10 protein-coding genes and 1 pseudogene are annotated in these 13,130 nt (G+C 68.2%); 7 read left to right on the forward strand and 4 right to left on the reverse strand.

The window, feature by feature from the left end:
- Position 1: 1 nt before the first annotated feature.
- Entirely contained in the window at positions 2–529 is a 528-nt protein-coding gene (locus ABFX55_RS13580; protein ID WP_346120951.1) for a DUF4352 domain-containing protein, read from the reverse strand.
- A 197-nt stretch (positions 530–726) separates the two neighbouring features.
- Here ABFX55_RS13580 and ABFX55_RS13585 point away from each other — a divergent pair, with 197 nt between their 5' ends.
- Genes ABFX55_RS13585 through ABFX55_RS13595 form a run of 3 tightly spaced genes read left to right on the forward strand, consistent with a single transcriptional unit; the run spans position 727 to position 3,299 of the window.
- Positions 727–1,647 carry an ABC transporter substrate-binding protein gene (locus tag ABFX55_RS13585; RefSeq protein WP_346120953.1) on the forward strand — a complete coding sequence of 307 codons (921 nt, stop codon included), beginning with the start codon at positions 727–729 and terminating at the stop codon, positions 1,645–1,647.
- 3 nt (positions 1,648–1,650) lie between these two features.
- A complete protein-coding gene (locus ABFX55_RS13590) occupies positions 1,651–2,538 on the forward strand; it encodes an amino acid ABC transporter permease (RefSeq protein WP_346120955.1) in 888 nt (295 codons plus the stop codon).
- Positions 2,535–3,299: an amino acid ABC transporter ATP-binding protein gene (locus ABFX55_RS13595; protein WP_346120957.1), complete on the forward strand. Its 765-nt coding sequence runs from the start codon at positions 2,535–2,537 to the stop codon at positions 3,297–3,299. Before ABFX55_RS13590 ends, ABFX55_RS13595 begins: the two co-directional genes overlap by 4 nt.
- A 154-nt stretch (positions 3,300–3,453) precedes the next feature.
- On the opposite strand, the pseudogene ABFX55_RS13600 reads toward ABFX55_RS13595, so the two are convergent.
- Positions 3,454–3,826, reverse strand: a pseudogene (locus ABFX55_RS13600) (PaaI family thioesterase).
- Between the two features lie 92 nt (positions 3,827–3,918).
- Between ABFX55_RS13600 and polA the strand changes: the two are divergent.
- From polA to rpsA, 3 genes are all read left to right on the forward strand, one after another.
- Positions 3,919–6,609: a DNA polymerase I gene (gene polA, locus ABFX55_RS13605; RefSeq protein WP_346120959.1), complete on the forward strand. Its 2,691-nt coding sequence runs from the start codon at positions 3,919–3,921 to the stop codon at positions 6,607–6,609.
- 683 nt (positions 6,610–7,292) lie between these two features.
- On the forward strand, positions 7,293–8,375 hold the full coding sequence (locus ABFX55_RS13610; protein WP_346120961.1) for a polysaccharide deacetylase family protein: 1,083 nt from the start codon (positions 7,293–7,295) through the stop codon (positions 8,373–8,375).
- A gap of 224 nt (positions 8,376–8,599) precedes the next feature.
- Entirely contained in the window at positions 8,600–10,084 is a 1,485-nt protein-coding gene (gene rpsA / locus ABFX55_RS13615; protein ID WP_183659202.1) for a 30S ribosomal protein S1, read from the forward strand.
- Positions 10,085–10,593: 509 nt separating this feature from the next.
- On the opposite strand, the gene ABFX55_RS13620 is transcribed toward rpsA, so the two are convergent.
- Together ABFX55_RS13620 and ABFX55_RS13625 are read right to left on the reverse strand one after the other, a co-directional pair.
- Complete coding sequence (locus ABFX55_RS13620; protein WP_346120963.1) at positions 10,594–11,733, reverse strand: acyltransferase family protein; 1,140 nt, start codon at positions 11,731–11,733, stop codon at positions 10,594–10,596.
- A 242-nt stretch (positions 11,734–11,975) separates the two neighbouring features.
- Complete coding sequence (locus ABFX55_RS13625; protein ID WP_346120965.1) at positions 11,976–12,125, reverse strand: hypothetical protein; 150 nt, start codon at positions 12,123–12,125, stop codon at positions 11,976–11,978.
- A gap of 551 nt (positions 12,126–12,676) precedes the next feature.
- Here ABFX55_RS13625 and ABFX55_RS13630 point away from each other — a divergent pair.
- On the forward strand, positions 12,677–13,123 hold the full coding sequence (locus tag ABFX55_RS13630; RefSeq protein WP_346120967.1) for a GNAT family N-acetyltransferase: 447 nt from the start codon (positions 12,677–12,679) through the stop codon (positions 13,121–13,123).
- Positions 13,124–13,130 lie beyond the last annotated feature (7 nt).

Here is a 13,130-nt window from a genome sequence, read left to right on the forward strand (position 1 = left end):
CCTACTTCAACGGGACCTGCACGCCTTCGGTGCTGGGGTAGCCGATGGGCGGGTCGCCGTACAGCTCGACGGCGGCGGGCGCGGCGTCCTTGGGGATGTCGAACCAGAGGTCGAGCTCGATGCGCACACCCGAGCCCACGGAGATCTCCAGGGGCTGGCGCTTGGTGATCTGGGCGGGGTCGTCGATGGGGAAGGCGCGGCCGTCCGCCGTGATCAGGCGCTGCTTGCGCGCGTCGAACCTGGATGTGGATCTTCCCGGATTTTCCACCACGACACGGACAGTGACGAACTGTCCCTTGGCGGGCCATTCGGCATGGCTGCCTGAGAGGCTGGCCTGACCGGCCTGCAGGCCGATCACCTGGAAGCGCGCGTCGCCGTCGTTGACGGGGGCGGCGTGGATCGGGGTCTCGTTGGCGCGGACCTGCCGGGCGGGCAGGTCGTAGGTGGGTTTCGCCTGCGGCTTCGCCGGTTCCGGGCTGCAGGACGCCAGAGCCGCCACGACGCAGGCGATGAGAAGGGGTCGGCGCACGTGGTAACCGTACGAGGGGGCGGGAGCCTATGACAGGTTTCGCCCATAAGTGATGTTGACATGATATTCGGCCTATGCCGAAAGACATACGCTTGTAGGAAGTTGTCCGATTGTGTCTGAGCGGTGATCTGCCTGGTGACAAGCTTGCGGGAGCATCTCTGCGACAAGACCCGGAACCGAAGGGGACCGTTGTGAGTATGGCTACTGTTTCCCGCCGCGCGCTGGCGGCTGGCTCGTTCGTCGTCGCGGGCGCGCTGGCGCTCACGGCCTGCGGCGGCGGTGGCGGCGAGACCGGCGCCACGCCCGCTGCCACCGGAGCCACCTCGGCCGCCCCCAGCGCGCAGAACACGCTCGCGGCGATGGTGCCCGACGCGATCAAGTCCGACGGCAAGCTCATCGTGGGCGTCGACGCCTCCTACCCGCCGAACGAGTCGGTCGACCCCGCCTCGCAGAAGATCGTGGGCTGGGACGTCGAGCTGGTGGAGGCCATCGCGGGCAAGCTCGGCCTGACCGCCGAGTTCCAGAACGCGGGCTTCGACACGATCATCCCGGGCCTGCAGTCCGGCAAGTACGAGCTCGGCGCCTCCTCCTTCACCGACAACAAGGAGCGGGAGAAGGTCGTCGACTTCGTCACCTACTACTCCGCCGGCACCGCGTGGGCCGCCCTGAAGGGCAACCCGAAGGGGGTCAACCCCGAGGACGCCTGCGGGAAGAAGATCGGCGTCCAGCAGGGCACCGTCCAGGTGGACGACATCAAGGTCAAGAGCGACGCGTGCGTCAAGGCCGGCAAGCCCGCCATCGACCAGGTCGTGCGCAAGCAGCAGACCGAGGTCAACGCCGACCTGGTGTCCGGCAAGATCGACGGCATGCTCGCCGACTCGCCCATCGTCGGCTACGCGGTGAAGCAGACCGGCGACAAGCTGGAGATCATCGGGCAGGCCTACGACACCGCGCCGTACGGCTACGCGATCGGCAAGAACTCCGGCACCTTCAAGGATGCCTGGCTGGCCGCTGTCAAGGAGGTCATCGCCGACGGCACCTACAAGTCGATCCTCGACAAGTGGGGCGTCGCCGACGGTGCCATCACCGACCCGGTGATCAACGGCGCGCAGGGATAGCTCATGACCGACACGGAGAGGGTGCGGCCCGAGACGATCAGGGCCGTGCCCGTCCGGCATCCGGGCAGATGGGTCGCCGCCGCGGTCATCGTGGTGCTCGCCGCGATGCTGGTGAGCAACGTCGTCACCAACGCCAACTACAACTGGGCCGAGCAGTGGAAGTACTTCTTCTCACCGCCCGTGCTGAACGGCGTCCGCAACACGATCTGGCTGACGATCGCCGCGATGATCGGCGGCGTGAGCCTCGGCATCGTGCTCGCGCTCATGCGCCTCTCGCCCAACCCGCTCATGCGCGGGGCGTCGTGGCTGTACCTGTGGGTGTTCAGGGGCACACCGCTCTACACGCAGCTGCTCATCTGGGGCAACATCGGCGCGCTGTTCCCGCAGGTCGGGATCGGCATCCCGTTCGGCCCAGAGTTCGCCACCTGGCCGACCAACGCGCTCTACAGCGCGGCGGTGATGGCCGCGCTCGGCCTGATCCTCAACGAGGCGGCCTACATGGCCGAGATCATCAGGGCGGGCATCCTGTCGGTAGACCCGGGACAGCAGGAGGCGGCGCAGGCGCTCGGCATGACGCGCATGCACACGATGCGCAGGATCGTGCTGCCGCAGGCGATGCGCGTCATCGTCCCGCCGACCGGCAACGAGGCCATCTCGATGCTGAAGAACACCTCGCTGGTGGTGGCCATCCCGTATCTGGAGCTGACCTTCACCGCACAGACGATCTACGCCTCGACCTACCAGGTCATCCCGATGCTGATCATGGCGTGCATCTGGTACCTGATCCTGTCGTCGATCATGATGGTCGGACAGTTCTACATCGAGCGCCACTACGCCAAGGGGTCGCATCCAGGCGGCGGCCGCGTCAGATTCATAGGCGGTACCGCATGAGCGACGTGATGGTCAGGGCCGAGCAGGTCTGCAAGGACTTCGGTCACATCCAGGTGCTCAAGGGCATCGACCTCGAGGTGCTCAACGGCGAGGTGATGTGCGTCATCGGCCCGTCGGGGTCGGGCAAGTCGACCTTCCTGCGCTGCATCAACCACCTGGAGAAGGTCAACGCCGGCCGGCTGTACGTCGACGGCAGGCTGATCGGCTACCGCGAGCACGGCGGCAAGCTCCACGAGCTCAAGGAGCGGGAGGTGGCCGCGCAGCGCAAGGACATCGGCATGGTGTTCCAGCGCTTCAACCTCTTCCCGCACATGACGGCGCTGGAGAACGTCATGGAGGCGCCCCAGCGCGTCAAGGGCGAGCCCGCCTCCGTCGTGCGGACGAGGGCCGCGGAGCTGATGGAGCGCGTGGGGCTGGCGGCGAAGATGCGCAGCTACCCCGCCCAGCTGTCCGGAGGACAGCAGCAGCGCGTCGCGATCGCGCGGGCTCTGGCCATGCAGCCCAAGCTGATGCTCTTCGACGAGCCGACCTCGGCGCTCGACCCCGAGCTGGTCGGCGAGGTGCTGGACGTCATGCGCGACCTGGCCCGCGAGGGGATGACCATGATCGTGGTGACCCACGAGATGGGATTCGCCCGTGAGGTCGGCGACTCGCTGGTGTTCATGGACGACGGCATCGTCGTGGAGAAGGGAGCGCCTCGCGAGGTGCTGACCAATCCGCAGCACGAGCGGACGAAGCTCTTCCTGTCGAAGGTGCTCTGAGACGAGACGAACCCGGGGGAGGCTTTTGGGGCCGTGTAGGGCTTCCCCGGCCCTACACGTTATCTACTGGGCCTCCCCGCGGGCTCTGATGGGCTCAACGGTAGCGACCCGCGGGGTCCCCGCGCAAAGAGAGCACGCAAGTCGCGCGTGTCACTCAGGCGTCTCGCAGCATGCAGGTGATGCGCGAGGTGCAGACCCTGCGGCCCTGCTCGTCGGTGATCTCCACCTCGTAGCTGGCCAGCGACCTGCCGCCGTACAGCCTGGTCGCCACGCCCGTGACGTAGCCCTCGGAGGCCGAGCGGTGGTGGGTGGCGTTGATCTCGATGCCGACCGCGATCCTGCCCTCGCCCGCGTGGATGGCCGCGCCGATGGAGCCGAGCGACTCGGCCAGCACCACCGAGGCGCCCCCCGTGCAGCAGGCCGTACGGCTGGGTGTTGCCCTTCACCGGCATCCTGGCCACCACCCGCTCGGCGGAGACCTCGACGAACTCGATGCCCACGCGCTCGCCCAGCGTGCCCTTGTTCATCTCTTCGATGAGGGCGATGTCGAACGTCAAGGGGAAGCCTCCTGTACCTAGTGCCCAGGCATTCTGTCGCACCTGGAGACTAGGCTGCGGTTGTGCCGAAGAGTGAAGCGACCCCCGCCCGTCCGTGCCTGCTGCTCCTGGATGGGCATTCCCTTGCCTATCGCGCGTTCTACGCCCTGAAGGACGCCAACCTGATGACCAGCGACGGTCAGCACACCGAGGCGGTCTACGGGTTCACCTCGATGTTGACCAACATCCTGCGTGACGAGCAGCCGACCAACGTGGCAGTCTGCTTCGACAGGTCCGAGCCGACCTTCAGGCACGTGGAGTACACCGAGTACAAGGCCAACCGCAGCGAGACCCCCGAAGACTTCCGCGGGCAGATGCAGCTGATCTACGAGCTGCTCGACACCATGCGCATCCCGCACCTGTCCCTGCCTGGCTACGAGGCCGACGACCTGATCGCGACGCTGGCCACCCGCGCCGCCGCCGAGGGCATGAACGTGCTGATCGTCACCGGCGACCGCGACGCGCTGCAGTTGGTCAGCTCCGAGATCACGGTGCTGATGACCAGGCGCGGCATCAGCGACATGACCAGGTTCACGCCCGAGGCGGTCGTCGAGAAGTACGACCTGACCCCGCAGCAGTACCCCGACTTCGCCGCGCTGCGCGGCGACCCCAGCGACAACCTCCTGAGCATCCCCGGCGTGGGGGAGAAGACCGCGGCCAAGTGGGTGCGTGAGTTCGGCTCGCTCACGGCGCTGGTCGACAGGGTCGACGAGGTCAAGGGCAAGGTCGGCGACAAGCTGCGCGAGCACGTCGCCCAGGTGCTCATGAACCGCCGCCTCACCGAGCTGATGCGCGACGTCCCGCTCGACGTCGACCTGACCGACCTGCAGCAGGGCGCGTGGGACCGCGAGGAGATCAACAAGCTCTTCGACACCCTGCAGATCCGCGGCGAGCTGCGCGAGCGCGTCTTCAAGGTGCTCGGCACCGGCGAGGCGGAGCCCGAGCAGGGCTTCGAGGTCGAGACCGTGATCCTCGGCCCCGACAGGGTGACGGGGTGGCTGTCGGCGCTGCCCGAGGGCCGCGCCGGGCTGGCCTTCAAGGGTGCGTACGGCAGCGGCACCGGCCGCATCGACGGCATCGCGATCGCCTCGCCCGACGGCACCGCCGCCCACATCGATCCCACAAGGCTCACAGAAGCGGATGAAACGGCCCTCAGAGCGTGGCTGGGCGACCCGGCGAGGCCCAAGGCCGTCCACGACGCCAAGGGCCCCATGCTGGCTCTGTGGGCCCAGGGGATGGAGCTCAGGGGCCTCACGTGCGACACGGCGCTCGCCGCCTACCTGGCGATGCCGGGGCAGCGCACCTTCGCCCTGGAGGACCTGGCCCGCCGCTACCTCAACCGCGACCTCAAGGTCGAGGAGGAGTCGGGCGGGCAGGCCGCGCTGTTCGGCGACGACGACGACGCGCCAGCCAAGGACCTCGCCCTGCGCGCCCACGCGGTGCGCGAGCTGGCCCAGTCGCTGGAGACGTTCCTCGCGGGGCGCGGCGGCACCCAGCTGCTGGAGGAGGTCGAGCTGCCCCTGCTGACCGTCCTGGCGCGGATGGAGCGGGCCGGCATCGGCGCCGACCGCCAGTACCTCGCTGGGCTCGAGGCGGAGTTCGGCGCGGCGGTCAAGCAGGCCGTCGAGGAGGCGCACCGCGTGGTCGGCGAGCCGTTCAACCTGGGTTCGCCCAAGCAGCTGCAGGAGATCTTCTTCGTCAGGCTCAACCTGCCCAAGACGAAGAAGACCAAGACCGGCTACACCACCGACGCCGACGCGCTCACCTGGCTCGCCACCCAGACCGACCACGAGCTGCCGATCATCATGCTGCGCCACCGCGACCAGCAGAAGCTGCGCACCACGGTCGAGGGCCTGATCAAGGAGATCACCGACGACGGGCGCATCCACACGACCTTCAACCAGATCGTCGCGGCCACGGGGCGCCTGTCGAGCGAGAAGCCCAACCTGCAGAACATCCCGATCCGCACCGCCGAGGGCCGCCGCATCAGGCAGGGCTTCGTCGTGGGCGAGGGCTACGAGACGCTCCTCACGGCCGACTACAGCCAGATCGAGCTGCGCATCATGGCCCACCTGTCGGGCGACGAGGCGCTGATCGCCGCCTTCGAGTCGGGCCACGACTTCCACCAGGCCACCGCCGCGCGCGTCTTCGACCTGCCGCCCGAGCAGGTCGACGGGGAGCTGCGCGCCCGCATCAAGGCGATGAACTACGGCCTGGCCTACGGGCTGTCCGACTTCGGCCTGTCGGGGCAGCTCAACATCCCCGTCGCCGAGGCGCGGGCGCTCAAGGAGGAGTACTTCGAGGAGTTCGGCGGCGTGCGCGACTTCCTCCACGAGATCGTCACCCAGGCCCGCAAGGACGGCTACACCGAGACGATCATGGGACGCCGCCGCTACCTGCCCGACCTGACCAGCGACAACCGGCAGCGGCGCGAGATGGCCGAACGCATGGCGCTCAACGCCCCGATCCAGGGGTCGGCGGCCGACATCATCAAGGTCGCGATGCTCAACGTGCACCAGGCACTGCGCGAGGAGGGGCTGCGGTCGCGCATGCTGCTGCAGGTGCACGACGAGCTGGTGTTCGAGGTGGCGCCGGGCGAGCTGGACACGCTGCGCCAGGTGGTGACCGACCAGATGAACTCCGCCTACAGCCTCCGCGTCCCTCTGGAGGTCTCCGTCGGCATCGGCCGCACCTGGGAGGACGCCGGCCACTGACCCGCCCGCCGCTGCCACCAACCCCGCTGCCAGACGGACCACCAAGCGGACCGCCGACCGGGCCCGTAACCCGGTGGGGCGAGACGGGGGTGCCCGGGTCTGCCGCGCCCTCGCGCCCCGAAGGCCAACCGCCTGACAGACGACGACCCTCTGTCGCCTCCACACCGGCTCGTGGGTCGCTCGGCCTTGATGGGTTCGTGGGGGGTGGATGCCGGTCTATGGGTTCTCGATTCTCACGGGCGTCGGCCGATGGACCGCTCGACCTCCAAGGGGACGCTGGCCCACGAACTCCTGACCCCCAGGACCCGCCGGGCTCGCGACGTCCGCCCACGGACTGCTCGACCTCCACGGGTCCGTTCGGGATGGGCGCTGGCCCATGAACTCCCGGCCCCCAGGACCCGCCGGGCTCGCGACGTCCGCCCACGGACTGCTCGACCTCCACGGGTCCGTGAGGGGACGAACGCCGACCATGGACCCCCGGACCCCTCGGTTCCGTGAAAGGAGGGGTTTGCGGGGGAGGGCGGGGGTAGCCGGGGATGAAATGCACCTGCCGGGCCCGGTGATCGTGAGAGCCCTTGGGGGGATCTGGTCTAGGCTGGTGTGGTTGGTCTGGCCTCGATGAGCACGGGAGTTCTGTGCGGAATTCAGCATCCCTGACGCGCGTCATCGGGATAGCCAACATCGTGATCGTCACTGTCGCGATCATCGCCCTGCTGGTGCTCCCCACCGCGGGCGAGCCCGTCCCGGGAAAGGCAGCGGCGGTCGGCACCGTGCAGCCGTCCGCGCCGTCCTCCACGCAGCCCGAGGCCGCGCCGGAGGCCGTGCCGGATCTGCCCAGCGGCGAGCCGCCGCAGCCGGTCACGGCGACGCCCGAGTTCGCCAAGCAGGTCAAGGCCAACGAGCTCGGACTGATCCCGGTGATCATGTACCACCGGATCATGAAGAAGCGGCTGGCCTCGATCGACCGCACGCCCTCGCAGCTCCGGCAGGAGCTGGAGAAGCTGGCCAGGCAGGGCTATGTGCCGATCACCGCCAGGGAGTTCGCGGCCGGCGACATCAGGGTGCCCGCGGGCAAGTTCCCCGTCGTGCTGACCTTCGACGACGGGCACGCCAGCCACTTCGCCCTGGACGCCCAGGGCGCGCCGAAGAAGGACACCGCGGTCGCGATCATCTACGACGTGGCGAGGAAGTATCCGGACTTCAGGCCCGTCGCGACCTTCTGGATCAACAGCTACCCCTTCGGCCTGCAGAGCCAGACCGACCAGGCCAAGGCCGTGCAGTGGCTGAACGAGCACGGGTTCGAGGTGGCCAACCACACCTGGGGCCATCCAAACCTGGGCGTCCTGCCGAAGAAGAAGGTCAGGGAGCAGATCGTCCGGCTCGAACGGCTGCTGAAGAAGCTCGGCGCGCCGCTCAGCGACACGCTGGCGCTGCCGTTCGGCTCGATGCCGCACCCGAAGAAGGTCGCCAGGACGGGATCATGGGGCGGCATGTCCTACGATTTCGAAGGCGTCTTCCTCGCGGGGGCCGAACCCTCGCTTTCGCCATACGCGAAAAAATTTGACCGAAACGCGATCCAGCGGATTCAGAGCAACGGCAAGCGAGGCGAGTGCCGCAAGTGGTGCTCGCAGTATTGGCTGGAGTGGCTGAACAAACACCCTGGTGAGCGCTTTGTCTCCGATGGAGACCCGCAACGGATCTCCATCCCACGGAAATCTCGGGGTAATATCACTGCCAAGCGGATCGGGCAGGTCAACCCCTACTAGGTGGCCTCGCACGCCTTTGCGTCTCTTGCCGTCCCGTGTCCTCGGATTGACCCCAGTCGCCAGGTCTCATATGCTGATCGCTGCGCTGTGGGCTCGCGCGCGCCTCAGACGGAGCGGGCTCGCGCTCGGTCTCGTCGATGACGTCATCCTCGGCTTGATGCGGAAGAGAGCCTGCTGCGCATCCGCCACATCGACATCTGTCCGCGTTCGGAGCAATTCCACACATGACGAGCAGCACCGAGGCCACCTCGAGCACCCCGCAGGTAGCGGTCAACGACATCGGTTCCGAAGAGGCCTTCCTCGCCGCGATCGACGAGACCATCAAGTACTTCAACGACGGCGACATCGTCGAGGGCACCGTCGTCAAGGTCGATCGAGACGAGGTCTTGCTCGACATCGGTTACAAGACCGAGGGTGTCATTCCCTCGCGTGAGCTCTCGATCAAGCACGATGTCGACCCGGCTGATGTTGTCGAGGTCGGCGAGCACGTCGAGGCCCTGGTTCTCCAGAAGGAGGACAAGGAGGGTCGCCTGATCCTGTCCAAGAAGCGCGCCCAGTACGAGCGCGCCTGGGGCACGATCGAGAAGATCAAGGACGAGGACGGCATCGTCACCGGCACCGTCATCGAGGTCGTCAAGGGTGGTCTCATCCTCGACATCGGCCTCCGTGGCTTCCTGCCGGCGTCCCTGGTCGAGATGCGCCGTGTTCGCGACCTGCAGCCCTACGTCGGCCGCGAGCTCGAAGCCAAGATCATCGAGCTGGACAAGAACCGCAACAACGTGGTCCTGTCCCGCCGTGCCTGGCTCGAGCAGACGCAGTCCGAGGTCCGCCAGACCTTCCTCAACACCCTGCAGAAGGGCCAGGTCCGCAAGGGCGTCGTGTCCTCGATCGTCAACTTCGGTGCGTTCGTGGACCTCGGCGGCGTTGACGGTCTGGTTCACGTCTCCGAGCTGTCCTGGAAGCACATCGACCACCCCTCCGAGGTTGTCGAGGTCGGCCAGGAGGTCACCGTCGAGGTTCTCGACGTCGACATGGAGCGCGAGCGCGTCTCCCTCTCGCTCAAGGCGACGCAGGAAGACCCGTGGCAGCAGTTCGCCCGCACCCACCAGATCGGCCAGGTCGTCCCCGGCCGCGTCACCAAGCTGGTGCCGTTCGGTGCGTTCGTCCGGGTCGAGGAGGGCATCGAGGGCCTGGTCCACATCTCCGAGCTGGCCGAGCGCCACGTGGAGATCCCGGAGCAGGTCGTCCAGGTCGGCGACGAGATCTTCGTGAAGATCATCGACATCGACCTCGACCGTCGCCGCATCAGCCTCTCGCTGAAGCAGGCCAACGAGGGCGTCGGCGCCGAGGTCGAGTTCGACCCGACGCTGTACGGCATGGCGGCCACCTACGACGACCAGGGCAACTACATCTACCCCGAGGGCTTCGACCCCGAGACGGGTGAGTGGCTCGAGGGCTTCGACAAGCAGCGTGAGGAGTGGGAGCGCCAGTACGCCGAGGCGCAGACCCGCTTCGAGGCTCACAAGAAGCAGATCGAGGAGGCCCGCAAGGCCGAGGCCGAGGCGGGCGAGGTCCCCTCGACCTACACCGGCGAGACCCCGGCCCCGTCCAGCAGCAGCAGCACCTCCTCGGCTCCGGCCGCTGGTGCGCTCGCTTCAGACGAGGCTCTCGCGGCCCTTCGCGAGAAGCTCGCGGGCGGCCAGAGCTGACCGCGTGAGCTGAGCTAGACAAAAGGGTCGAGCCCCGCACGGACCTCCGTGCGGGGCTCGACCTTTTTTGGTGCTGCACGGCTTCACGTCGTACGGCGGGCCCGTTCGCGTTCGGGTGTTGTGCGGCGAGTCCGTTCGCGTTGGGGTGTTGCACGGCGGGCCCGTTGACGTTTGAGTGCTGCACGGCAAGCCCGCTCACGCGCCACCCTGGGCGCGGGGTGGGCGTCTGTCCAGGGATACGCATCACCGAGCGCTCGTGGCCAGGCACCTCAACGGACGGCCCACCCTCGATGGCCTCGGCACGTCGGTACGTCGGTACGTCGGTACGTCGGCACGTCAGCACGCACCTCGGCACCTCGGTCGTGAGTGCGAGGGAGCGCGAGGTGTGAGCGGGTCAGTCGGCTCGGTGGGTGTGGTGAGTGCGAGGGAAGTGTGGTGTGCGGCGGGGTCAGTGGTCGGCTCGTTGGGCCATGTGGTGAGGGCGGGGAAAGCGCGAGGTGTGGGGCGGGTCAGGTTCGGCGGGTGGCGAGGTGGCGGCCCAGGCGTTGCATGGGGATCTCCACGAAGCGGTAGGTCAGCCAGCTGGCCACCAGCACCAGCCCCACGAACAGCGTGCCCATCAGCGCCTGGATCACCAGCGGCGACCTGCGCAGGTCGCCGGTCAGGCCCACGAAGTACCGCAGCAGCGGGTGATGCAGCAGGTAGAGCGAGTAGCTGATCATGCCGAGCCACGCCAGGAAGCGGAAGGTTTCACGGCTGCGCAGCGCCATCGCCAGCGCGAACGTCGCTCCGGCCAGGACGAGGGTGGTGATCCAGACGCCCGGCCGCACCCACCACCAGCCCGCGTGGATCGCCCACGCGGGGGCCAGCGCGACCAGTACGGCGGTGACGGCCACCGGCCACAGTGGGCCCTCGCGGCGCTCCCACCGCTGGATCGCCGTTCCCGCGAACATCACCGCGAGGATCGCCAGCCCGAACCACGGCACCCTGCTGCTCAGCACCAGCAGGGCGAGCGCGCCGGCGCCCATGACGTAGGCGGCGACCGTACGGAGCCTGCCGGAGATCAGGCAGGCGAGGCCCGCGAAGAAGATCGCGAAGGCCAGCCAGGACGGCCACGGGCCGGGCGCGATCGGGGCGGCGGCCATCAGCAGGCCGCTGACCACGGCGGCGGCGCCGAATCCGATCGCGATGGGGCCGCTGCGGCGGTGCACGCCGATGACGAACAGGGTGGTGACGAGGAGGTAGAAGACCATCTCGTAGGCCAGCGTCCACATGGTGTCGACGGCGGCGCCGGTGCCGAGGACGTCGTGCAGCATCGTGGCGTGCGCGGCGATCGAGGAGGAGTCGCGCGGGACCTCCCTGCGGATCGGCATCCACCACGAGGTGGCCATGACCAGGGCGATCACAGTGAGGTAGAGCGGGTAGAGGCGGAAGACCCTGCCGATCCAGAAGCCGCCGACGTCGCCGCGGCGCTCCAGTGAGGTGGGGATGATGTAGCCGCTGACCAGGAAGAACACCAGGACGCCGTACATGCCGAGGTTGAACCAGTACGGCCGCAGGGACGGGATCACCCAGGGCAGCATGTGCTCGGCCACCACGGCGACGGCGCCGATGCCGCGCAACGCGTCGAGCCACGCCAGGCGCGACAAAGCGGAGGATTCGCTCTGTCGTGCTGATGTGCGGGCAATCGACATCTAGCCAACCTATCGAACCCTGATCGCCTACTTCCCCTAAGCCCGGACGTTCTCTCTCGAACGCCACCACAACCCAACCCACGCAGCCAACCCACGCAGCCAACCCACGGCCTCGCCTCGAACGCCTCCCGGCTTCGGGGCACTCCGTCAACTCCTCGATCCGATACGCCTCCAACGGCTTACGCCGCTCATCCTCCTCACGCCGCTCCCGCTTCACCCTCAGCGCGGGCCTGGTCGACCAGCCGGCCGACGAGCTCCCGGTCCGTAGCCGAGGTCTCCGGCTCCTTGCGCGCCACCGCGGCGTCCTCCAGGTCGATCTCCGACGATGCCTGGATCACAGTACTCATCAGGTGTGTCTCCTTGATCAGTAGTTACACCGTTCTTCTTGCAGTCCCGGTGCCGGAGGTGGACCCGGACCTTGGGGCTGGATCGCAGACCCGGCGCACCGACCCGCGGCCCGCCGTGAGGGCTCGACCGGATATCGGACTGAGGGCTCGGCCCGTAGACCGAGCAAGGGCTCAACCCGTGGACCGGACCCCAGGAGTCGCTCGGAACCGATGCTCAGGCTGGGCCTGGCTCGGGAGGCCGGCGGATGGTCGTGGGGGTTGAAAGGGGCGCGTGGGAGCGAGCGTGCGCGGGGGAGCTGCTGGAGGTCGGGCCTGTCCGGCGGGTGCTGGCGTGCGGGGGAGGCCGGCGCGTGGTGGAGCTCGTCTGGCGTCATGGTTCGACGGGGTAGGGGATCAGTGCGCTCGAGGCAGGGGAGGGGGCCGTTGGCCGTGGGGCGGGCGCTCGGTGATGCGTATCCCTGGACAGACGCCGGCCCCGTGCCCAGGGTGGCGCTTGGCCGGGCTTGCCGTACGACAGGGATGTCGGAGAGGTGCCCGGCTAGGGTGGGGGGATGATCGCGCGGGCGGTGGGCACGGACGCCGGAGAGATTCTGACCGTGCAGCGGGCGGCCTACGTCAGCGAGGCCCAGCTGTACGGTGATCCGTTCATCCCCCCGCTGGTGGAGTCCGTGGAGCAGGTGCGCAGGGCGATCGAGAACGGCGTCGTCCTCAAGGCCCGCCAGGGCGAGCGGATCGTGGGCGCGGTCAGGGGGCAGCTGGCGGGCACCACCTGCCTGGTCGGGCGGCTCGTGGTGGCGCCCGACGCCCAGGGGCGCGGCATCGGCAGGGCGCTGCTGGAGGCCCTCCACGAGCAGGTGCCCCAGGCCCAGGCGTTCGACCTGTTCACCGGGCACCTGTCGGAGGGGAATCTGCGGCTGTATCGGCGACTTGGCTATAAAGAGACCCACAGGGAACGGATGGATGACCATCTGACCCTGGTGCACCTTCGGCGCGGCTAGGCTGCGC

The sequence above is a fragment of the Nonomuraea roseola genome (assembly GCF_039535395.1).
Taxonomy (GTDB): Bacteria; Actinomycetota; Actinomycetes; order Streptosporangiales; family Streptosporangiaceae; genus Nonomuraea; species Nonomuraea roseola.